Origin of the sequence: Siphonobacter sp., from assembly GCF_048595215.1 — a bacterium.
GTDB lineage: Bacteria > Bacteroidota > Bacteroidia > Cytophagales > Spirosomataceae > Siphonobacter.
In genome coordinates this window covers 39,697-62,383 of sequence record NZ_JBMDWJ010000316.1, presented here as the reverse complement: position 1 = coordinate 62,383, position 22,687 = coordinate 39,697, and the positions used below count along the sequence as shown (strand labels likewise).

Sequence of the window (22,687 nt, the reverse complement as noted above, 5' to 3'; positions counted from 1 at the left end):
TAAAGACAAAAAAAACCTTTACAACTACATAAAAAACTTATTTTAATACCTTAATGGGGGTGAATAACCCGCGTAACTTCTGCAACTGTAAAAAAAAACGACGGTCTATGAGCTATCCGATTATTTCACGGAAGAGTTTTTTGAGACGAAGAAAGTCGTATACGTACCGTTCTAGCACTACATTTTTAGGCAACGTACTGAACCAGAAGCATTACCCTCTACTTTTGTAGGGCAAACATCCTCATTACAAACAAACAACAGAATAGTATGGGTAGCTACGTAAACAATCACCTGATCAAAGACGAGCAGGTTGTGTTTGAAACCACTTATCACTGGACTATTTTCTTTACCTGGGCTTCGTTATTTACACTTACTATTGCAGCCTGGATCAAGCGTTCGTCCGACGAATTTGTGATTACCAACAAACGACTGATCATTAAAACGGGTTTCATCTCTCGCGAAACGATTGAGTTAAACCTGAACAAAGTAGAAAGCATTCAGGTCGATCAAAGCATCTGGGGTCGGATGCTAGGCTTCGGAACGGTTTCAATTCACGGTACGGGAGAAACCCGCCAGGTTTTCACGCGAATCAGTGATCCTCTGGAGTTTAGAAGAAAATACCAGGAGCAGTACGACCAGTACACGCACGCTCGCGGAACATTTAATTAATTTTTTTTCACAAAATACTTGCGTTCGGCTGTTTGATGCCTTAGTTTTGCACTCGCTTTCAACGCAGTCCCGAATAGCTCAGTCGGTTAGAGCATCTGACTGTTAATCAGAGGGTCGCTGGTTCGAGCCCAGCTTCGGGAGCTTCAAAGTCAGCCACTTACGTTCACACGTAAGTGGCTTTTTGCTTTATTGGCCTAACATCCGATTGTAAGAGCTAACTGCGAAGGGAGAAGAGTCGGAAACTTTTCATCAAAATACGCCAGACACCTACTGACAGAAAAGTCATTCTGCCACATCCTTTACTTCAAAAGAGATTTTGTTCGCCGCTACCTCTCATTTTTGCCATCATTATGCCCGTCCTGTGCCAATCACATAACGCTTACTAGGCTACCTTCATAACCTCTGTTTCAAGATAGTCTTCCCTTACTCCCGTACTGAGATAGTACCTCCGCAGAGTCGTTTTTCTTTTGGCGGAAGTGACTTTGGTAGTAGTGCCAAAGACCGCTGTTACTCTAGTGAGTCGAGTAACATTGATTAAAGACCTTCTAGCTATCTGACTTAGGTCTACTCTACAAATAGGTTTTAAGCGAGAAGGTGGAAAAGTACCAGGTTTTCGGGTAGGGGCGTGCGAATACACACGTCGACTAAACTAGTACTTTATAAGATCGTCTCTGCAGCAGGTAATTTCAAAGCCAGCCTTCCTATTGAAAAAGAACCTATGATAGCTAGCGGAGCTACAATCAAAAGCTTCAGCATGGGCTCCATGGGAACTTCAGCCAATAATAGGGACAATCCAATGACCATGAGGGGATGCAAAATATACGTACTATATGTACTGCGAGCGAGCATGTTTAAGAACGTACTCTTTACATTCCAATGGTACTTGCTGTAACTTAACAGAGCTACGCAAATGGAAAGCCCAGTGATCTGTTCCCATAAGCATAACACGAGTGATTGTCCGTTAAGTCCACCGTTAAAATTAGACATTGACAAGCCTAGTTTCGTAGTCACTACAAATAGCAAAGGAAATACAATGACAATACATGCTAGGGCTATTCTAAAGAATTGCTTCCCAGTTGGGCGTGAGAGCTGATCTAGCCAGTGGTTTTGTTGAGCTACGATGCCTACTGCAAATAAGGCCACATATTGCGGAAAGTAACAAAGTTGAAAGCCAAGGGGGCTGAGTACCCAGCCCACAGGAAAGACTAATCGAACGATGAAACTGATCAGGCCAACACTCACAGCGAACCAAAGAATAGTTATTGTAGAAGGTAGCTTCCTTGTGTACTGAAGCGAGAACCGAAGCCGAAACACGACATACATTACATTAAACAATAGCAAAGCAGCTACAAACCACAATACGCCCGGATCGATCCAATTATCATAACCCGCTATAAACTGGCGAAATGTGGCCTGCTGATGGTGCCCGTAACGATACACGAGAAAATTCATCACCGGCGAAAGAATAAGCGAATAGAAAACCAGCGGGATGCCTAAACGCTTCAGGCGATCCAGCACAAACTTTTGGGCTCCTTTTCTTTGGTAAGACGGTTCAATAAAGTAGGAAGAGAGCAGAAAAAATAGACCCATGAAAAAGGATTGGTTCGTTGCGACAAATAGGGTCAGTCCCACTTTAGCCCAAACCTGAGTCGTCGGTTGCTGGTAATACCATCCGCCGGGAGCACCATAGGTAATGGCAATATGGTGCAGAATGACTAGGGCCGTTAGAAGTACCTTGTCGTAATCCAGGTAATAAATTTTTGACGGAATCTTCCCTACCGATAGAGAAGTAGCATCTGATGGCATAAAAAGAGAAAATAGATTAGGTCTCTAAATGTTTTAACTACACAAGCCTTAAGCTCTAACACATGCTCAATATTGCCATAAAGAGTCATAATAACTGCTTTTACGATTCCGTACTTCGGGGTTTGTCTTCCCTCAGTTATAGTTAGATGAGCTATCTTACTCCTATTTCGCATAGCCCTATTAGCCTATCTTCCATAAGGGTCAATAGAGTTAGCGGGACTTTCATACCACTTCAACCGCCTGATTATAAGCAAAAAACACTGTAAATGACCTTACAGACAGAAAAATAATCTGGTCATCGGCAAACCGTTCCCTTACCAGAATACGTACTTATCTATTGCCAATAAACCGGCAATTTTACATCACTGAATCGGTCAGAAGAGTGGCGGCTTTGACGACCGATGACGTCTACTAAGGCCTACCTGCGACGGTAGACAGGTCTTTGTAAAGCCCATCTGCGACGGTAGATGGGCTTTTTGATTGAGCTAATACCCTAACAGTTATCCATGAATGAAGCGAATGGCTCCTTGGCTATAGTCATCTTATTAGACCTTAGCTGGCACCGGTAGGCTATAAGAAAGAGAGCTTGCTGATACTAAAAATTGAGTCTACTACTAGCCCAAAAGCTTATTAGTTTACTACCTTGGTAGAAACCAAAGTTACCTTCACGTCTGTTACTAAAGTGTTCCTAACCTCTACTTTTTGTATGAAAATACTATTACTAGGAGCCACTGGTCGAACCGGAAGGGAGGTCCTCAGTCAAGCTCTGGACGCAGGAATTTCAGTCAATGTAGTAGTGAGGAATCAACGAAAACTTAAGCTGGTTCATTCCGCTCTTACCGTATTTGAAAGCGAAGTTCTTGATCGGGAAGTTCTTAGGAATGCCATGCAAGATTGTGACGCGGTGCTAAGTACCCTTAATATTTCAAGATACTCTGATTTCCCCTGGAGTTCTTTACGAACCCCTGAGGCTTTCTTATCTAACACGATCCAAAAGGTTCTTGTGATTGCCGCTGCCTTAAACCTGAAAAGGATAATTGTCATTAGTGCATGGGGCGTCCATGAAACGCGGCAAGACATTCCGTTCTGGTTCCGCTGGTTGATTGATCGAAGTAACATCGGTGCAGGCTACCGGGACCACGAGCGACAGGAAATTCTTTTGAAAGCTTCTTCTTTAGACTGGACTGCCATACGGCCCGTGGGTTTGACTAACTTTAAAAGGGAAAAGCTCATCCGCACTACCGTTAACGACAATAAGCCCAAACCGGGTTTGTTAATCAGTCGATCGAACGTGGCTCGTTTTATGCTTCAAGTCTATCGCACTCATAGCTTTGTTCGTCAAGCAGTTATTATATCTGAAGCTTAGATAAGTACAAAAGATATCTCGTAAACGACTTCTGCTTATTTTACTGGTATTTGCTCTATTGACCCTCGGCAAAAGCACGTATGATGAAGAAATGCTAGTTGAAATTGAAAGTCTTTTGGGAACATCTTTTACAGACTCCCATGATTCCAGTACAGGTCAGTAACCCATGGTCCCTCCAGTTTCTTTGGCGGTTGTACTAGATGTTATACAACCTTACAACTACGCATGAATAGCCTTTTTCCTCATCGACTGATAAGCTATTAGATGAATGGTTTTCCTGCATCTATCTAGTCCTTAACTTGCGGTGTATAACCCTACACCGTCATGATTGAACCACTACTTTTAGAACGCATCCTTGTGTCGTTGGCTAATACTCAGTCGTCTTCACTTTTAACGTTCAGATTACTTTTAGAAGATAAGCCTGAAGACACCAAGAGGACCTATTACGCCCTGCACAAAGTAGAAACCTTAGAAAATGCTATTATACTTCTTGGCTCTTTGAATCACGACTACGAGCAATTACAAACGGCCTTACTGGAAGCCCAGAAAGAGTATCAGGCCGTCCTTGAAGAAATCAACAACCGCCCTACTCAACTAAGTTAACCCGCACCGCTATGCGTAAAGCTTTACTAGTGTTACTAATCGCATGTCTTACTCTGTTTCCTAGCTATCTAATATGTAACTCCTAGATAGTACCCAAACTGTTACTACCGCCAAATCCTTTGATGAAGCTTGGGATGCTTAGTTGAGTACCCAATCAATTAAGCATCCTGATTTAGGAAGTTGAAAAGGCTATCGGCGAGTGAGTGGAAGGGGAGAGAAGCGTTGGGAAAATTTATCAAACGTTACGGAAGAGGTACTGACAGACGTCTGGTGTCATCGTTTACAACAGAGCAGATTTATGTTTGAAGAGTACTTGCGTCACTTCTGAGGATTGCAAAGCGAACCCGTAAACGAAAAAAGCCCGGTATTCTTCGAGCTTCCTTCGTTTTCTTACCTTCATCCTGGTACTACTCAGGTCAGGGCTGATTCTCTTCAGAGGCCTGGCCTTTTTCTAGGCCCTGTATCTGTAAATAGGCGTTCAAATAATTGCGTAGGTGGATGATTTGAGGCATTTCCAGATGTGCTACGATTTCACCGCTGATTTCGTCTTCCTCTTCCCGATTCACGATAAGGCTTAAGGTCAATCCGGCATCAGTAGACAATTCAAAGTCTTCTACTTGAACCTCCACGAAGTCTACTTCACTGGGCACCCCTTCGAGGCCAGGCTCAAAAATAGTCAAGGAGCCTGCATCACAGGCCAGATTTAAACGTCCCATTGAGGTATTGTTTAGTTATACGCTCTCAAAGATAGAACTAGATAAGCCCTGCTATACTACGCTTGATTCTCATTCTGAAATGCTTCACTTTCAAAAAGGTTTTTTTCTATAGAGTCCTTCGCGTGTTACGTAGCCTAGTAACGCGAATACTCACTACCTCCATAGGTTGTACGAATAGAATTATCTAGTTCTAAGCAATATTGGAATTTTGTCTTTTCGTCAATTCGGAAACAACCTTCCTCGATTTGGAAACATCTGGTATCTTTTTACAGCACAACTTTGCATGATCAACGAAAAATCATGCGAAAAACAAGTTTTAGTACTGGTCCTTCATCAGGGGTAGAAAAGCTACCGCTAGCTTATTTCAGGCAGGTCATTGCTGCCATACGTAAGATCGAGCAATTAGTTATTCGGTAAACTTGTCAATGATGCAGCTCATCGAATCCATTTCTGAATTTCACCGGTTGCTTTCGCTCCCGGCCCCCTTGCATCCCCTGGTCAGTGTGATCAACATCAACGATGTAAAGCATTTGGACAGCACCGTTTGGGCCCGGTTTGCTGCTAATTTTTATTTGGTTTCCATCAAACATGAGGTGAAAGTCAAACTAAAATACGGGCAACAGTACTATGATTTCGATAAAGGGATCATGAGCTTTTCTTCTCCCAAGCAGGTGCAGGCGGTTGAACGCGATGCATTGAACACGACGATTCAGGATTTGGGAAGTGGTTGGATGCTACTCTTTCATCCCGATTTTCTATACGGGCATTCGCTGGGCAGTACCATCAAAGGGTATGGCTACTTTTCCTATGAATTCAATGAGGCCCTGCATCTTTCCGAAAAGGAAGAGCAGACCATCACTGAGCTCTTCGCGAAAATTGAAAGTGAATACCAATTTATCGACGCCCATACTCAGAACATTATCTTAACGCAGATTGAACTGCTATTGCAATACTGTGAACGCTATTACCAAAGACAATTCATTACCCGCAAAAAGGCCAGTAACGCCTTGTTGGTTCAGTTCGAAAAGATCGTAAACCAGTACTTCGATTCAAATACTGCCATTGATCACGGATTGCCGACCCTGGAGGATATAGCGTCGCAGTTAAACATTTCGCCTCGGTATATGAGCGATATGCTGCGTACCTTAACTGGCCAGAGTGCCCAGCAGCACATTCAGGAAGTGGTGATTGAAAAGGCAAAAGAGAAACTCTCGACCACCGGCCTTTCCGTTGCCGAGATAGCCTATGAACTAGGTTTTGAGCGGCCCCAGTCCTTCAATAAGTTATTTAAAAATAAAACGAACCAGACTCCGCTGGAATTCCGGGGCAGTTTTAATTAACATCCTACCCGTCAGCTTTTTGCTGGCCTACCATCAATACTTTCATGAAAAAGTGGACCACAGATAATATCCCGGATCTGTCCGGGAAGACTATCCTCGTTACCGGAGCCAATTCGGGGCTCGGCTTCGAAACCAGTCTAGTATTGGCCGAAAAGGGAGCTTCTATCATCATGGCCTGTCGCAACCAGCAAAAGGCAGAGGAAGCAAAAAAACGGGTGATCGGCATCGTCCCGGCTGCCCGAATCACGCTGGTTAGATTGGACCTTGCGGACCTGGATTCGGTCAGAACCTGTGCGGAAGCCGTTATTAAAATGAATCCCAGGCTGGATGTGCTCATCAACAACGCTGGAGTGATGGCCACGCCTTACTCCCAAACAAAGCAAGGATTTGAATTGCAATTTGGAAGCAATTATTTGGGACACTTCGCGTTGACCGGCTTGCTATTACCACTGCTGCTGGTAACGCCCAGTTCCCGGATCGTCTCCCTATCCAGCTCAGCCGCTAACTACGCAAAGTTCGATTTTGACGATATCATGACTGAGCGTAAAAAATACAAGCCTTACCAGGCGTACGGTCAGGCAAAGCTGGCTAATCTGGTTTTCGCCTTAGAACTGGCACGAAAGCTAGAGGCGTCCCGGTCTGAGACCATCGCTGTCGCCGTTCACCCGGGCGTATCACCGACTAACCTGCAGCGGACCAGCGGCTTTCTAACTGAAAAAATCATCACGCCTTTGATTTCGCAATCTGCCGACAAAGCCGCTTTACCTTCCCTGCTTGCAGCAACAGACTCTGCCGTAGCGAACGGGAGTTACTGGGGTCCTTCGGGATTTATGGAGCTTAAGGGCTTGCCTGGACCGGCAGTCATTCCTAAACAGGCAAAAGATTTAATAGCGGCACGCAGGTTATGGGAGCTGGGGGAACGCTTGACTGGGGTTAAGTACTCGTTTTAACCCAACCTATAATTGCGACCTGCACAGATTAATGCATGCGGGAATTAGCCATATCATTATCCTAGTGAATAATTGCGTTATAAGTTATCGCTCTTCTTAATTATTTCATGGGCAACTTTTAAAATTTATGAAGTGTAGTACCGCAAGCCGTTAGCGTAAATTATTGGTGAGATTAAACATTTGTCATAGGTTTGCCCCAAAACTTACCTATGAAATGGATTACCCGTGAACGGCCCAAAATCGATCGTTTAGCCTGCCCCTGGCTCATTCGCCGATTCATCGACCCAGAAGCTGAATTTCTTTTTGCTGCTGAATCCGAGGTACTTTCGATGGCTTCAACGTTGGATGCCATTCCCTTTGATGTCCCCGGGGCGGAGTATACGCATTATGAACGATTCTGCACGTTTGACTATATCCTTAAAAAACATCAGCTCACGGACCCCGCACTTTCCCGCATGGCTCCCATTATTCGCGGTGCTGATACGGATGATCATTCCCTAGCCAGTCAATCTCCGGGGCTATGGGCTATATCCGCTGGTCTGGCTTTCAATATCCCTGACGATCAAGCGTTACTCGCTCAGGGCTTTATTCTTTACGATGCATTATATACCTGGGCTAGTCAGCTCTACCAGCAGAAGCATATTCAAACCCCAGCGGAAAAGCTCTTACTGGAGATTTATCATACCTATCTGGATCATCAGAAGAAGACCAAAGTACCCGATTGGGTACATGAGTTAAGAAATTTGATTGATAACAAGCTGGATTCTACGCTTACGCTGCAGGCGTTAGCCGAAAACGTGAACGTCAATCCGAGTTATCTCTCCCGTGAATTTTCCCGTTATTTTGAAAATACCTCCTTTACCGAGTATTTGCAACAACAACGCATTGATAAAGCTCTGCATCTGCTTCGCTCTAGTACCTATTCCCTTTCCGAGATTGCTTATCTAACCGGATTTTCCGACCAGAGTCACTTTACCCGAGTTTTTAAAAAGTATATGGACGTAACGCCTAACCAATTCAGAAAAAAGCAGGCTAAAAAGTAAAGCTGGTTCCAAAGCACATACGCGTTCTATTTTAGCTTCAGTAGGAGGCTTAATCTTGCAGGGTAACGCTATTAAAACCCGTTGCCTGCTCATGCTATCTACTTACGTTTTCAAGCGAAGCCTGTCTTCGATTCTACGATTGCTCTTACTCGTGAAACTTATCTTACTTTTAGAAGGTCTGGCTTTGGGCCAATCTACCGAGCCTGCTAAAGTTACCGGGTACGTGGGCGTGCTGCACCCGATTGTCAGTTTCAGCGAAGGTCAGGTGACGCCTAATTTTAAAACTTATTATCAGGTAGGCTTTCCCATGGGACTTAATCTCTGGAAGAGTGAGAAAGTAGGCTTTTCTGCGGAGTTTGTACCCTTCATCCGGGCTGAATCCGGCGGGAGCCGAATGTCTAATTTCCTTTTTCATCCGGGAGCGTTGCTGCGTTTCCCCAAAGGCTATGTAATGGCCCTACGAGCAGCCTTTGAAACGTCGGGCCGGTATGGTTTCACTCCTGTTCTCTCCAAGACGGTTATAAAGAAAGAACATCACGGCTACTTTGTAGCCGTGCCTTTGGCCCTACGTTTTGGGAACAGTCACGGAGCGGCCTTCACACCCGGCTTCCAGTTTGGGATTAACTTTTAGGAGTTATTCTTCGTACCTGATAAGGTCTTTTTATGAAACCTGGCCTGCTGTCCTATCTACTTGCAGTTCCCCATTGCGTATAGTTATCGACTCTACTCGAGCGAAGCCGGGATTTTGTAGCTTTAGGCCCTCTAATCCATTGCCTTATCCAATGTTTCGTTTACGACATACCGTTCTCTTATTAGTATCTCTTTCGTTGTTTAGCTGCCAAAAAGATACTGGTTCTACCGTTAAGATAAATTATGATAAAGAAATGCCGGCTGACTTTTCCTTCGTGCTACAAAAGTTCTTGATCGCTATGACTTAGATCAGGGCACTTTCACCAAATCATACTCGGATAGAGCAGATTCGACCGTGATGATTTCTATGTCATGGAAGGAAAAAGAGGCTTTTTATCGGACCTTTTGTCAAGCTGACTTCTTGAACTTCCCCAATGAATTTAAATGTATTGAAGCGGCTACTCAACCTAATTTCCCAATAGAATTAACTATTACTTATAAAGGATCGGTAAAAAAGTCCACTTTTTGGATGATTGCAGCTATAGTCCTTTGGAACAAGAAAAAATCAAACACTTTAAAGAACTAACTTTCCAGGTTTGGCAATGGTTAGATCGCCAAAAAGCAGTAAAAGCGATGCCTCAAAGGAATACTAGGTTGTTTATGTAAGCAGATAGGCTGCAAAATCAATCGCCTTAAACTAGCGGGCAGGGTTTGCCAAGTACCCTTTAACGCTCGAAGGTATACACTACTTGAGTAGCCGTTTATTGACACGGTTGCAAAGAAGCTGATTCACTAACAATTAACGGACTGAGACCGATATTCATTGGACAGTATTCAATAGCCTCCGCATTTTCCCGCTTCTCTCGTACAGAATCGTAATGATACGTCAAATAGAAGATAGTATCGGTCTTTTTGAATTCGTCTGGAAGATCAAGCACTGCGGCTCCATAAACCATATCACCTCTTTCGGGATACGGATTGGGAAGGCCCGGCTGAGGTTCGAGAAAGGCAACTATTGAAGCCTTGACCGGACAGTAGGGTAGCTTATACTGCACGGCTACACACCTACTAGGGCCGCGAACTTCCGCTTTATCTTTTGAACAAGTGAATAGAGTAAAGACTAGCAGGCCAACGAGCCAAACGGCAGTTTTCATAGGTACAGAGTGATTGGTTAGCGTATAAGCCCTAGAGTTGCTTTAAAAGTTGAAAGAACCCTTTTAAAGCAACACCGTTACATGCAGGCTTTGAAAGCCTGCATGTAACGGTCAGAGTAATTCTCCCAGAATAGCTGTACTCGCCCTGATCCTTACTTGGATTTAGCAAAATGATCATAGGCCAACTTAGCAATGTCGGCTATGATTTGCTCATTCTTGTCAATGCCTTCCGTTGAGTTTGCGACGAATACGCTAATGACGATGTGCTTGCCGTTGGGCAAGGCAATAAAGCCGACATCATTAACGGCACCCATCATTCCTTCCTTGTTCGTACCCGAGGTACCCGTCTTGTGAGTCACTAAGGTACCCGCAGGCAGTAATTTCTTGAGTCGATTTTCACCCGTAACCGTTCCGGTCATTACTTTCCATAAGAAATCATGACTAGGCTTCGAAAGAATTTTTTGCTGATAAAATAACTTCAGCAGATCGAGCATCGCTGCCGGTGTGGTCCAGTTAGTATACTGAACGTCCCAGTTTCCCTTCGCCTGCATGGTTTCTTCCGTCTCCCGAATAGCCACTTCTTTAATACCCAACTGGTGAATAAAGGTGTTGACCTGCGTGGGTCCACCCAGCAGCCTAAAGAGGTAATCGCAGGCACTACCGTCACTCTCGGCGACCATGTAGCGGATGATCTCAGACAAGGGCAAATCCATGTCACCGTTCGGGTGATCTTCTCCCATCGGACTGTGCAAACCGGGTACGATGTCACTCTTTTTTACGTGCATCTTTTGATCAAGCTTGAATCGTCCTTTATCGACTTCCTTGAGTACAGTTAATGCCACATGAAACTTATACACACTCTGCATTGGCAGGTGTTTGTCGCCATTCAGGAGGATGGTCTGTTTGGTATCAAAATCGTAGATACCCACTCCAACGGTTGCTTTTTTGCTTTGGAGGAGTTGCTCAATTTGGGTTCGCAAGGGCTTGACCTGGGCCTGCAGTCGTGACAGCGTAAAAACTAGGCTAAAAACTAGGAAGGGGATTCGCATGAGCGTAATGAATGGAGAGAGAAAATGAATGGAAAGAGAATTCGACTGAAAAGATAAATTATTTACATCTAAAATTCCTGCAAATACGATAACTAGCAGTAGATAATCAGAGGGGTGAGCCTCCTTGTTCAGCAGGCCTACGTCATGCCGTCTAGCGGTTTCTTTTTATCGTCTTTGTTGATCTTTTAACGCGTAGGCATAGGTCCAAAGATCCTCGTAGATTCCGAAGTAGTACTTGAACAGAGCTTTGTCGGTTAGGGTCGTATTACTAAAAAGAATGACGGCTACCTCTTTGGTCAAATCTGCCAGCATTTCTGTTTTTACACCGGGATCCGTACCACCATGGCCAATTTTTGTGGCTTTATCTTTGGTAGCCCAAAATATTCCGGAATTTAGTCTACTCAGGTCCACATTGACGGGCTTATTTTCCGCGTAAACTGGTAGCGTTGCATGGTTTCAACGCTCGTTTTTTGCAGGATTCGTTTGCCCTCATAGGAACCGTCGCCCAAGAGGGCAATGAAAAATTTGGACAGATCCGCTACCGAACTCCGGACGCCCCCGTCAGGATACGTAGCTTCCCCGTACCAGGGAATTAATTTTAACGTATCCGTTTGGTTATCATACAGTTTAGAATGGTTGAATTGATCGATTTCCCGAAGAAACCAGGCGGTCTGTTTCATTCGTAAGGGCTTGAAAATCCATCGTTTGCTGTATTCATTCAAAGGCATTCCTACGGCCTGCTCCACGATATAACCCGCCAGTGCAGCGGCTATGTTGGAATATTCCCGGTAAGAGCCTGGCTTATGGTTCAAGAAGTTTTCTTTCGCGTAGAACTTGCCCTGAGGATCAAAATAGCTTTTTAAAAATTCTCCCAGAGGGGTGGGATGATCTCCTCCGTAAAAATACGTACTGTCGTAAATGGGTGTTCGGTCGGTAATACCTGACGTATGCGTACCCAGGTTGCGAAGCGTAATCTTCTGCGTAGGGTAATAAGGATTGATAACTTTGAAAGGCAGATAGGTATTAATATCCTCATCTAAAGACAGCTTTTTATCTTCGATTGCTTTCATCATACAAACGCCGGTGAACGTTTTGCTGATTGAAGCGAGGTTGATAATCGTATGCGGCGTAAAAGGTGTTTTTTTTTCAAGATCGGCATATCCATAGCCCTTCATCCAGACTACTTTTTTGTGGATGATGATGGCAGCCGCCAGACCCACTGTCCCGGACTCCTTTCTCTTTTTTTCAATTAGTGCATCCAACTCATGAGCCGTCCCTTGAGAACTTGAAATTTGGCCGATTCCGGGAACAAAAGACAGCAAAAAAAGTGCTGAGCTGAAGATCAATCGCAAGGACTTCATGAGGTAATTCGAAGATTTTATTTCTTTTCACAGAAGCGAGAGGGGGGCAGAAAACCGTTTACCTGATAACCCTCTAACCTATTTCCGGTAAAGAAAATACGGAGATCGTATTAAAAATCGCTGTACCCATAGACGACGCCTAAACGACGACGAATGACCTACAATGGTTGATAGAAGCGTACCGACGTTACTTTTCCAGCCTACATCGACGCTTCTTTTCTGTTGAACGCCGAAAGCTGATTGCTATATTCGAGTAACTTACTTTTGGGCATGTCGCTACTGGATAAAATCATTGCGTATAGTTCGTCGCACCGATTGCTGAGCCATATCGTATTCTGGCTGTTAGTCGCTGTCATCTTCCTCAATCGTTACGATATCGAGGAGTTTAACGAGCTTGATAAAATTCTGTATCGGCATTGTTACTACATAACGGTTACCATGATTGCCTCTTATTTCGTAGCCTACCTTATCATTCCTCAATTACTTAATCCGGATCGTTATTACATGATCCCTCTGTTATTGCTTGCGGGAAGCTATCTAATTTCAGTACTCTCCCGGATGGCCGTCATTTATTTAGTCGAACCGGTGATTAGGACCCCTCCTTTTAAGCAGGAATCGATCGGGGAGATTATGACCGATATTCCGAAGCTGGTTACGCATTATTTCGCTTTATCTTTTTCCATGGCCTGGATTTTCGCTTTTGCCAAGTTAATTAAGGATCAGTACATCGGACAAAAGCGACGTTTAGTGTTAGAAAAGGAAAAAGCTCAGGCCGAGTTATACGCCTTGAAAGCACAACTTAATCCACATTTTCTTTTCAATACGCTTAATAATATTTATTCGTTATCCCTGGTTAATTCGCCCGTAACTTCTCAATCCATTGCAGATCTTTCCGGAATACTAGATCATGTACTCTATCGCTGCAATCAGCCATTCGTACCCATTTCCGGAGAGATTAACCTTATTAAAAACTACCTTGCTCTGGAAAAATTAAGGTATGATGAGCGACTTCGGATCAACTTTACCCATTATATCGATCAGGATGCCCGTATTACACCGCTGATTCTGTTATCTCTGGTTGAAAATGCATTTAAGCATGGAACAAGCGATGACCTAGAAAATCCGGTAATTGATATTACACTTGATCTCAGCGATCAAATCTTTCGTTTCAAAATTACCAATGATTTTGTAGCGGAGCCGGGCCAAACTTACGGTGATCGAATTGGACTGGCGAATATTCGAAAGCAGTTGACGTTAGTTTATCAGGATGACCATAGTCTGCTGGTTTCAACCGAGCATAATCACTTCGACGTTACGCTACAAATCAATTTGAGAAACTATTGCTAAGACCATGAAAGTACGATGTCTTCTGGTAGATGACGAACCCTTGGCCATCAACCTAATCAAAAACCACTTGTCCCATCTGGATAGCTTTGAAGTAGTAGCCAGCTGTCCAAATGCGGTTAAGGCCTTGGAAGTACTTCGGTCAACACCCGTGGATCTTTTGTTTCTGGACATTAACATGCCTAAACTTACGGGTCTGGAGTTTCTTCGAGCCTTAAAGAATCCGCCTGCCGTGATTATTACGACCGCCTATCGGGAATATGCACTGGACGGCTATGACCTCGATGTAGTGGACTATTTGCTAAAACCCATCACTTTCACTCGATTCATCAACGCAATAGACCGTTACCTGAGACGTATAGCAGTGGTCAATCCGGTTGAATCTGTAGCCAGTCAACCGTTTTTGCATGTACGTGCCGCGGGTAAAATTCACCGTCTGCCTTTGGATCAGATTGTATTCATTGAAAGTGTTAAGGATTATTTAATCTTTCACATGGATGATCATACCATCACGGCCAAGTACAAAATTGGAGTCATGGAATCAGAAATAAAGAGTTGGACTTTTTTACGGGTACATCGATCGTTTATCATCAACACGGATAAGATTACTTCTTATAACGCCAGTGAGATTCAACTGGGGAAAATCGAGATTCCGATCGGAGCAAATTATAAGGAATACGTATATAAATTACTGGAAAGTAGTAAGTTTAATTCCTAGGAATCGGACTATAGAAAAAGCAAACATTTCTCAAAGTTGAGGTGGGCAACTTCCCTTGTATAACTAGTATAGTTTAAGAGTTCCTCATCAACAGTAGCTGCATTTCTTCATCCTATAGAAATGAGTTCATCCTGGTGAAATACGCCACTTTGCCAATTACCCTGTAAGTCATTCCAACCACAACGAACCATTCCTTTAAATACGCGGGGACGAGGCGTCATTTCAATACTACTAAGATCTCTCGTTTCAATGAGTTCCCGGTTCATATCCTGATCCATCCGGTTTTCTAATACTTCCCGGATTATATCCAGCTCTTTAGACCATTTTACTTTTTCGCCTACTTCGAATTTGCGTATCATAACGAGTTACGTTTATCTGTAAATTTGCTTAGACGATCTTGTAAATGCCCGCTAAAAAGACGACTACTTATCGCTTACGCTTTCCATTTATCGAGAAAAATAGTCCATTTATCGGGCAAAGAATACCAATTAACGAATAGTGCCGATATTTTTTGGCCTCTTTGCGTGCTTTGTTGGGTAATCCGTATTCGTCCTGCCCTCTTGTGAAACGGTTACCATTCAGTATTGACTCTGTTTCTGTAAAAGTAAATAACTGATATTCATTATTCCCAGCCGCTACGGGAAATGAATTAACCCCACCTTTAATACGTATAGACTTTGTCTGGTTTATACCGGCAAAATCTGTAGGTCTATTTCCGTTATGAAAAAGATTATTTATTTACTGCTTATGGCTATTGTCCTGGGGGTAATCGGCGGCTTACTCGAAAGTCATACACAAATACATGCCTCTTCACCAGGGCCCCATACCTCCCGTTAGAAGAGAGGGTATCATCGTTTGAAAAGATCGCGGCTGGAGTCATATACGACTTCCACGCCGCCCAAGATGCCTTGTAATAAAAAAACCGTCCGGCAAGGCCAAACGGTTTTTCAAGAATTAACCCACACCTTTAACTTAATCGGTGAACGACAAAGTTAGGGAGAGAATAGCCTGAAAACAGGATTATTCCTCCCTATTTTCATTTTCTTACCATGTGTTAATAAAAAAGAGTATTTTTATGAATACTTTTTCTTATTAACCTACTAACTAGGGCTTTCATTTTACCCCCTTAGTCCAAACCTAGTACAACCTGATATTTTTTCTTTCCTACTTCTTTTAACGTTAGCGTTAAAAAGTCGGTATAACTCGACATACTAAATTCCTGAAATTTCTCACCCGAGAATTCATCACTTTGCCAGCCCTCCAGGCAGGTTTTCACTTGCTGTATGTACTCTTTATGAACTTGCAGAGCCTGTTCTTTCGTAGGGAATTCTGCCAGAATCGTCTGATACTTCATTTTTTCCTGTTCGGTTTCCAGTAGAATTTCGGAAGACTTTCCGGGTAGAAAGGCAAACGCGGTCTGGTAGTGTTCCGTTATGCCCGCTTTCTTATCCGTACGCGTTTTCTTTCCTTTGATTCGCGAAAAATGATCCTGGTGCTGGGCGAGCAAAAAGTGAATCCGATCACAGAAACTCGCCGTTTCTGCGGGCAATAAAGATTCCGCCGGAAGCAGGTATTTTCGGATCAGATAATCTCCCGTCTGGTTCGCATCGGTTGAGGAAATTCGTAACGTGTACGTACCGGATGCGGGTACTGTATATTTTAATTTCTGGATACTAAAGCCCGGAAACTCTTCCGTATCCGTTTGGGTCGTTACTTGTTTATCGGGCGATTCCAGTGAAAAGGAAACGCGGTACCAATCCGAAGCCACTTCCAGCCGTACTTCCTCGCCAGCGTTTAGGGTCAGAGTATAGGAATCCGCGTAGCGTTTTTCAGTATCTACTGCATCGGTTTTGCTCAGCGTACCTTTCACTACATCATAGGCAAACGCCTGCCCAGCCTGCAAGAGATGAGCATCAAGAGCGGTTTGCGAAGCGGCAGGAGCCTTTATGCTTACCGTTCCTTTCTTACGGACTGGCTTACGCTTTTTTAATTGCTGAGCGAAGCTGGTAAACACTAGCATGCTCAGTACGAGTAATAGCAAGGATTTTCTCATACACGACAGCAGAAGGGGTTTGAAACAAGAACGCAGACAAAAGCTAGGCTCTGTCTGCGTCAGGTATAAAAAAATAAGAACTATTACATCCGTACGAGTTGATTGCCCCGTAAAACCGGCAGTACATCGTACAAGTCATGTTGTAAACAATACGAAATGTCTTTGTGAATGCCCAATCGATGCAAGCGGCGTACGTGAGAAGAATTGGCTACAAAGCCCAGCAAATCATTCTGAGCTCCGGCGTACAGGCGTTGAGCCATCATGGCGGCGTCTTCAGAAATCATGAAATCATTCTGTAACCGATTTACCAACGCTCCGGCAAACAAGGTATCCTCTAAGTTCGGCTTGCCTTTCCAGCCCGCACATAAAACCAGCACGTCGTACTGCTGCGTTCGCAGGTAGGCCGCTAACGCTTCCAGGTTCAGAAACGATCCAATCATCACTTTCACTGCGGCCCGCGACTTAGTAATCGCCAGCGTACCGTTCGTAGTGGTTACGGCAATGGTCGAACCGACAAACTTTTCGTTCATGTAACTGAAGGGCGAGTTATCCAGGTCGAAACCATCGGGGGTCATGCCATTGCGTTCAGCAGCGGCGTAGTAGCCCTGATCGCGTAGTTTGACGCACTCATCGATACTGGCCACTGGAATAATGGATTGAACACCATACGCGAAACCAGTAACCATACAGGAAGTGGCCCGAAAAATATCCACAACCACAACAATAGCATTATCAATTTTGTGCTGATACAGCAACTCGGGAGTCAGGCAGACGTCTATTTGTTTCATTCGTGATGGGCCACGCGGAGTCATCTACTCCAATTAGCGGCGGCAAAGATACTGAATGTTAGGAGGGAAGCGGTACATCTGGCTAACAATACCGGGATTAACCAGACTTTACCAGTCGAAATCCAATCCCAGACTATTTTTTAATTCGAGCAGAGCGGGATTTTTCTCAGCGAGATAATTAAATTTTTCGGCCTGCGTATAGGGCTGGCGACTCGTTTGATGTTCAACCAGAAAGCCGTGAATTTGAATTTGACCGTTCTTTAGCGTCTGCCGGAGGTACGTCAACAGATCCGTTTTCAAATCGCTGAGTAGTTCCAGTTGTACCGGATTGTCCAGCCCCAACTGAATAACGTGTCCTTCAATGGTGAAAACACGATCCAGCATAACTACTTCCGTCATCGATCCTTTTCCCCGACGAATTTCTACGAATTCCGCCCAGGCTTTGTGGAGGTCTTCTTCCGTGTACGGCTGTCGAAGTTGAATAATCGCCTCTTTCTGTTCCGAAGAAGCTTCTGATTTCTCCTCGAAATTATTTAGGTCAATAGTAACCTTCAACCGGGAACTACCGTTCACCGCTTTTACTGGCCGAGCAGGCGGGGGAGGCGTGACCGGCTCCGCGGGCACTTCTGCCACCACGGGTGGAGTTACAACAGGTGGAACCACTGGCGTCGGCTCGGGGGCTGGCGTTTCTACTACTACCGCAGGAGGTGCAGGCGGAACAACCGGGGAAGGAGTAACGGTCGTTTGGCTAACTACGGGCGGCGTTACGGGTTCAGTTGACTTTTTTTTTTCGGCTTCTTCCGTAACGGGCGGCGTAGGCAACCCGGCCAGATTCAGTACGGAAGGCAGGTGAGCCATCTTCGACAGCGTAATCTCGACGTGCAGCCGTTGTTGTTTCGCTTGCTTGTAATTGATGTCGCACTGACTGCCCAGGCTCATCGCTGACAGCAGGAACGACAGCGAGGTTTTCGCCGATTGTTCGAGATAACGATTCTGTACTGATTCCGAAACCTGTAATAAACGTACGGTCGATGGATCCTTACAGACCATCAGATTCCGAAAATGCTCGATCAAACCGACCACAAACTGGTGTCCGTCGAAGCCTTTTCGCAGAATTTCATCGAACAGGAGCCAGGTCTGGGGTACACTTCCCGCCAATAAGGCGTCGGTCAGGCGGAAGTAATAATCATAGTCCAGAATGTGCAGGTTATTCAGTACATCGTGGTAATGAATCTGACCATCCTTGGAAAACGTCACGTTCAGATCGAACATCGACAAAGCGTCGCGTAATCCGCCGTCGGCTTTCTGAGCGATCAGTTCCAGAGCATCGTACTCCGCCGTAATGTCTTCTTGCTGAGCGATCGAGGCCAAGTGATCAGCCATATCCTTGATCTGAATCCGATTGAAATCGAAAATCTGACAGCGACTCAGAATCGTGGGCAGAATTTTATGTTTCTCCGTCGTCGCCAGAATGAAAATGGCGTAGCTTGGCGGCTCTTCCAGTGTTTTCAGAAACGCGTTAAAGGCACTCGTCGAAAGCATGTGCACCTCGTCAATGATGTACACTTTTTTGCTACCCATCTGGGGCGGATAGCGTACCTGATCGATCAGGTTCCGAATGTCTTCGACGGAGTTGTTGGATGCCGCATCCAGTTCGTGTACGTTCAGCGAAGCATTGTTCTGAAACGCCACGCAGTTTTCGCATTCCCCGCAGGGCTCCACGTGATCGTCCAGACGAAGGCAATTGATCGTTTTTGCCAGAATACGGGCACAGGTCGTTTTGCCTACGCCCCGTGGACCGCAAAACAAAAAGGCCTGAGCCAGGTGATGGGTCCGAATGGCATTTTTGAGCGTCGTTGTAATGTGCGACTGTCCCACTACCGAATCGAATGTCACCGGACGATACTTCCGTGCCGAAACCACAAACTGCTTATCTTCCATGCCGTGAAGTTACGAACGGATTTTCGTTTGTCCTTCGGGAAAGGGCCAGCTTGTTCCTCAAAAAAAGCGGCGGCAAGGCTCCGTTTTTTGCGAAGATTTGCCGCCGTCCTTCTGTTCCTCAAAGCGTTACAAAAAAAGGATTACCGGATCGTAAATTCTTCTTCCGGTAAATTTTCAATCTGGTTGTACACGTCGTCGATCAGCAGATAGGCATCAATCGATTGCAGGTGTACCATATCCGAACCGTGCTCGGCCTGGAGTACTAAAGCCCAGTGCTGCGACTCATTTTTTCGCCATAGCTCGGCGTAGATGCGACGGGAATCCACGACCAGATATTCCTGCAGACTTTCGAGACTCCGGTAGTTTTCAAACTTACTCCCCCGGTCATAATTACTACTGCCCGCCGAAGACACTTCAATCAGTACCGTCGGATTGAGTAGCGTGTCAACCTGATCATCCGAAAATTGGGGTTCACCCGCCGTAATAGCCAGGTCGGGGTACGTGTAGAAATTCTTGTCGGCTACGAAGACTCGCTGATCGTCCGTAAAACAGTGCCCGCTTCCCCGTTCGCTTAACTGCTCCTGGATAGCCCGACTCAGGTTGGCCTGAATAGCATCGTGTACGCTAACGGTGTCGGCCACTCGCTCATTCAAACTACTCATGGCCAGGAGCTGGCCATTGAAATACTCGCTTCGTACGGTTGTGGTACGCTCGATTTGCAGGTATTCTTCCTGACTAATAAACGTTCGCTGAAGGTTAGCCATAATGCATGATTTAGTTAGAAGTACGAACCCAAGTAACTCAAAAAATTTTTGCCAGCCACCTACGCTTAGACGCGGTCTTCTTGAGAACGTTTAGCGTTAGCTAGCAGTGCTTCCCGATGCCCGTAACATTTTCAGTCATTTCTTTGGCGATTTCAAAATTCCCGGATACTTTTGCCCGGTCTATTGAACACGATGGCAACTTTTTTGTACACGGCTTCTTATTATTACTACTACGCCAACGCGTAGAGCCGGGTAGGAAATTGTCTTTTCAGAAAGCATCGTCACATTCCGCAGCCGGCCCGTATGGAGTCGGTTTTTTTGTTTTATACCCAACAACATGGCAACGATTCAGCCCGCCCAGCGGCTCAACCTGGTACAGGAGTACTACTTTTCGACGAAACTCAAGGAAATCGCCGAAATGAAGAGCCGCGGCCTCGATGTGATTAACCTTGGTATTGGTAGTCCGGATTTACCACCTTCGCCCGAAACCATCGAGGCGTTGAGTAACTCCGCTCACAACCCCAAGCATCACGCGTATCAAAGTTACGTCGGGCTTCCGGCTCTGCGTCAGGCTTTTGCGGGCTGGTACCAAACGTATTTCCACGTGGAGCTTAATCCGGCGAACGAAATTCTGCCCTTGATTGGATCGAAAGAAGGAATCATGCACATCGCCATGAGCTACCTTGAACCGGGTACGATCGCTCTGGTGCCCAATCCAGGCTATCCCACTTACCGGGCAGCTTCCTTACTGACGGGTGCGGAAGTACAGGATTACGAATTGTCGGCGGAAAACGGCTGGCTGCCCGATCTAAAAGCCTTGGCTCAAACCGACCTTTCCCGCGTACGACTGATGTGGGTAAATTACCCCCATATGCCGACGGGTGCTCAGGCGACCCCTACCTTGTACGAAGAATTAGTAGCCTTTGGAAAGGAGCATAATATTCTGATTGTCAATGACAATCCCTATAGTTTTGTACTCAATGAAAATTACCAAAGCATTCTGTCCGTACCCGGTGCGAAGGAAGTGGCTCTGGAGCTGAACTCCCTTTCCAAGTCGCACAACATGGCGGGCTGGCGAATGGGTATGCTAGCGGGTGGAGCCGAACACGTTTCGAATGTACTTCGCTTTAAATCGAATATGGATTCGGGGATGTTTCTGCCCTTGCAGGAAGCGGCCATTCAGGCCCTGGCAAATCCGCCGTCCTGGTACGACGACCTGAACGCGATTTACCGCGAACGGCAGAAGAAAGTATTTGAATTACTCGATTTGCTGGATTGCACGTACGATCCCCAACAGACGGGCATGTTTGTCTGGGCCCGAATTCCGGCGTCGTACGTCGATGGCTACGCTCTGTCGGATGAAATTCTGTACAAAGCCAATGTCTTTATTACGCCAGGCGGCATTTTTGGCTCCCAGGGCAATGGGTACATTCGAATTTCGCTGTGTGCGGAAGTAGAGGTTTTCAATGCCTCAATTTTACGCATTCGGCAAATAAAAGGTATTTGTTAGGTTCAACCGTAAACTGAAAACTACGAAGATGACGATTGCAATTGTGGGTATCGGATTGATTGGAGGCTCGATGGCTCTGGCTCTCAAGGAATCCGGCTATGCTCAAACCATCATTGGGGTGGATAAACAGGTCGAGCACGTCGTGAAGGCTCTTGAGCTGAAATTAGTTGATAAAGTGGCCTTGCTCGATGATGCCATTAACCAGTCAGACCTTATTATACTGGCCGTACCCGTCGATGGGTTGCTGAGCCTGCTTCCTTACGTACTGGATCGGATTGATAAACAGATTGTGATCGACGTGGGCTCTACCAAACGCCCAATCGTTGAAGCAGTTAAGAATCATCCCAACCGACGTAGGTTCGTGGCCACGCACCCGATGGCGGGTACGGAGTATTCCGGGCCTGAAGCAGCCGTCCAGGGTTTATTCACCGGAAAATACAACGTCATCTGTGACGCCGCCGACTCGGATTCGGACGCCGTAGCTACGGTGAAGGAATTGTACGAAGCCATCGGTATGAAGATTACGGAGTTTGATTCCGTCTCGCACGATGTGCATACGGCTTACATTTCCCACATTTCGCACATTTGTTCGTTCGCCCTGGCATTGACGACACTGGAGAAAGAAAAAGAAGCCAATCGCATCTTCGAACTGGCGAGTTCAGGTTTTGCCAGTACGGTCCGTCTGGCTAAAAGCTCGCCCGAAACCTGGATTCCCATTTTCCGGCAAAACCGGGAAAATATCCTGGATGTCTTGGACGAATACATTAATAATTTATTGAAATTCAAGGGATTAATGTTATCGGACAGCTACGAAAAATTCCAGAGTTATCTGAAAGAAGCCAACGATATTCAGCGAATTCTGGAGTAGCGGTTAGTTGATGG

22 protein-coding genes and 1 tRNA gene are annotated in these 22,687 nt (G+C 45.3%); 12 read left to right on the top strand and 11 right to left on the bottom strand.

Annotation, left to right across the window (positions count from 1 at the left end):
* Window positions 1-267 precede the first annotated feature (267 nt).
* The gene (locus tag ACOJTG_RS19690) at window positions 268-669 is read left to right on the top strand and encodes a PH domain-containing protein (RefSeq protein WP_420155384.1); all 402 of its coding nucleotides are present in this window, start codon (window positions 268-270) and stop codon (window positions 667-669) included.
* A 67-nt stretch (window positions 670-736) separates the two neighbouring features.
* Window positions 737-810: transfer RNA gene (locus tag ACOJTG_RS19685), tRNA-Asn, on the top strand.
* 516 nt (window positions 811-1,326) lie between these two features.
* Here ACOJTG_RS19685 and ACOJTG_RS19680 read toward each other — a convergent pair.
* Entirely contained in the window at window positions 1,327-2,475 is a 1,149-nt protein-coding gene (locus ACOJTG_RS19680) for an acyltransferase family protein (protein WP_420155383.1), read from the bottom strand.
* A 706-nt stretch (window positions 2,476-3,181) separates the two neighbouring features.
* Between ACOJTG_RS19680 and ACOJTG_RS19675 the strand changes: the two genes are divergently transcribed.
* Window positions 3,182-3,841, top strand: coding sequence for an NAD(P)-dependent oxidoreductase (locus ACOJTG_RS19675; protein ID WP_420155382.1), 660 nt, complete (start codon window positions 3,182-3,184; stop codon window positions 3,839-3,841).
* 324 nt (window positions 3,842-4,165) lie between these two features.
* A complete protein-coding gene (locus ACOJTG_RS19670) occupies window positions 4,166-4,444 on the top strand; it encodes a hypothetical protein (protein ID WP_420155381.1) in 279 nt (92 codons plus the stop codon).
* Window positions 4,445-4,860: 416 nt separating this feature from the next.
* Here ACOJTG_RS19670 and ACOJTG_RS19665 read toward each other — a convergent pair whose 3' ends face one another.
* Window positions 4,861-5,160: a hypothetical protein gene (locus tag ACOJTG_RS19665; protein ID WP_420155380.1), complete on the bottom strand. Its 300-nt coding sequence runs from the start codon at window positions 5,158-5,160 to the stop codon at window positions 4,861-4,863.
* A 425-nt stretch (window positions 5,161-5,585) separates the two neighbouring features.
* On the opposite strand from ACOJTG_RS19665, the gene ACOJTG_RS19660 reads away from it, so the two are divergent.
* From ACOJTG_RS19660 to ACOJTG_RS19645, 4 genes are all read left to right on the top strand, one after another.
* Window positions 5,586-6,500, top strand: coding sequence for a helix-turn-helix domain-containing protein (locus ACOJTG_RS19660; protein WP_420155379.1), 915 nt, complete (start codon window positions 5,586-5,588; stop codon window positions 6,498-6,500).
* 44 nt (window positions 6,501-6,544) lie between these two features.
* Window positions 6,545-7,450 (top strand): oxidoreductase, encoded by a 906-nt coding sequence (locus tag ACOJTG_RS19655; protein WP_420155378.1) that lies wholly within the window; start codon window positions 6,545-6,547, stop codon window positions 7,448-7,450.
* A gap of 209 nt (window positions 7,451-7,659) precedes the next feature.
* Window positions 7,660-8,493 carry a chromate resistance protein ChrB domain-containing protein gene (locus tag ACOJTG_RS19650; protein ID WP_420155377.1) on the top strand — a complete coding sequence of 278 codons (834 nt, stop codon included), beginning with the start codon at window positions 7,660-7,662 and terminating at the stop codon, window positions 8,491-8,493.
* 91 nt (window positions 8,494-8,584) lie between these two features.
* On the top strand, window positions 8,585-9,124 hold the full coding sequence (locus tag ACOJTG_RS19645; protein WP_420155376.1) for a hypothetical protein: 540 nt from the start codon (window positions 8,585-8,587) through the stop codon (window positions 9,122-9,124).
* Between the two features lie 760 nt (window positions 9,125-9,884).
* Here ACOJTG_RS19645 and ACOJTG_RS19640 read toward each other — a convergent pair.
* From ACOJTG_RS19640 to ACOJTG_RS19625, 4 genes are all read right to left on the bottom strand, one after another.
* Window positions 9,885-10,277, bottom strand: coding sequence for a hypothetical protein (locus tag ACOJTG_RS19640; RefSeq protein WP_420155375.1), 393 nt, complete (start codon window positions 10,275-10,277; stop codon window positions 9,885-9,887).
* Window positions 10,278-10,429: 152 nt separating this feature from the next.
* Entirely contained in the window at window positions 10,430-11,326 is an 897-nt protein-coding gene (gene bla / locus ACOJTG_RS19635; RefSeq protein ID WP_420155374.1) for a class A beta-lactamase, subclass A2, read from the bottom strand.
* Between the two features lie 165 nt (window positions 11,327-11,491).
* The gene (locus ACOJTG_RS19630; RefSeq protein WP_420155373.1) at window positions 11,492-11,638 is read right to left on the bottom strand and encodes a hypothetical protein; all 147 of its coding nucleotides are present in this window, start codon (window positions 11,636-11,638) and stop codon (window positions 11,492-11,494) included.
* A gap of 89 nt (window positions 11,639-11,727) precedes the next feature.
* A complete protein-coding gene (locus ACOJTG_RS19625) occupies window positions 11,728-12,687 on the bottom strand; it encodes a serine hydrolase domain-containing protein (RefSeq protein ID WP_420155372.1) in 960 nt (319 codons plus the stop codon).
* Between the two features lie 270 nt (window positions 12,688-12,957).
* Between ACOJTG_RS19625 and ACOJTG_RS19620 the strand changes: the two genes are divergently transcribed.
* Window positions 12,958-14,034 (top strand): sensor histidine kinase, encoded by a 1,077-nt coding sequence (locus tag ACOJTG_RS19620; RefSeq protein ID WP_420155371.1) that lies wholly within the window; start codon window positions 12,958-12,960, stop codon window positions 14,032-14,034.
* 4 nt (window positions 14,035-14,038) lie between these two features.
* Window positions 14,039-14,749, top strand: a complete 711-nt coding sequence (locus tag ACOJTG_RS19615) for a LytR/AlgR family response regulator transcription factor (protein WP_420155370.1) — start codon at window positions 14,039-14,041, stop codon at window positions 14,747-14,749.
* 107 nt (window positions 14,750-14,856) lie between these two features.
* On the opposite strand, the gene ACOJTG_RS19610 is transcribed toward ACOJTG_RS19615, so the two are convergent.
* The 5 genes from ACOJTG_RS19610 to ACOJTG_RS19590 all read right to left on the bottom strand — a co-directional run bounded on the left by ACOJTG_RS19610 (window position 14,857) and on the right by ACOJTG_RS19590 (window position 20,295).
* Complete coding sequence (locus ACOJTG_RS19610) at window positions 14,857-15,108, bottom strand: hypothetical protein (RefSeq protein ID WP_420155369.1); 252 nt, start codon at window positions 15,106-15,108, stop codon at window positions 14,857-14,859.
* Between the two features lie 767 nt (window positions 15,109-15,875).
* The gene (locus ACOJTG_RS19605) at window positions 15,876-16,802 is read right to left on the bottom strand and encodes a hypothetical protein (RefSeq protein ID WP_420155368.1); all 927 of its coding nucleotides are present in this window, start codon (window positions 16,800-16,802) and stop codon (window positions 15,876-15,878) included.
* Between the two features lie 83 nt (window positions 16,803-16,885).
* Window positions 16,886-17,590: a 2-phosphosulfolactate phosphatase gene (locus tag ACOJTG_RS19600; RefSeq protein WP_094811123.1), complete on the bottom strand. Its 705-nt coding sequence runs from the start codon at window positions 17,588-17,590 to the stop codon at window positions 16,886-16,888.
* 108 nt (window positions 17,591-17,698) lie between these two features.
* Window positions 17,699-19,531 carry a DNA polymerase III subunit gamma/tau gene (locus ACOJTG_RS19595; protein ID WP_420155367.1) on the bottom strand — a complete coding sequence of 611 codons (1,833 nt, stop codon included), beginning with the start codon at window positions 19,529-19,531 and terminating at the stop codon, window positions 17,699-17,701.
* Between the two features lie 140 nt (window positions 19,532-19,671).
* A complete protein-coding gene (locus ACOJTG_RS19590) occupies window positions 19,672-20,295 on the bottom strand; it encodes a Uma2 family endonuclease (protein ID WP_104715938.1) in 624 nt (207 codons plus the stop codon).
* A 337-nt stretch (window positions 20,296-20,632) separates the two neighbouring features.
* Here ACOJTG_RS19590 and ACOJTG_RS19585 point away from each other — a divergent pair, with 337 nt between their 5' ends.
* Both ACOJTG_RS19585 and ACOJTG_RS19580 read left to right on the top strand, forming a co-directional pair.
* Window positions 20,633-21,805, top strand: a complete 1,173-nt coding sequence (locus ACOJTG_RS19585) for an aminotransferase class I/II-fold pyridoxal phosphate-dependent enzyme (RefSeq protein WP_420155366.1) — start codon at window positions 20,633-20,635, stop codon at window positions 21,803-21,805.
* Window positions 21,806-21,833: 28 nt separating this feature from the next.
* Window positions 21,834-22,673 (top strand): prephenate dehydrogenase, encoded by an 840-nt coding sequence (locus ACOJTG_RS19580; protein ID WP_420155365.1) that lies wholly within the window; start codon window positions 21,834-21,836, stop codon window positions 22,671-22,673.
* Window positions 22,674-22,687 lie beyond the last annotated feature (14 nt).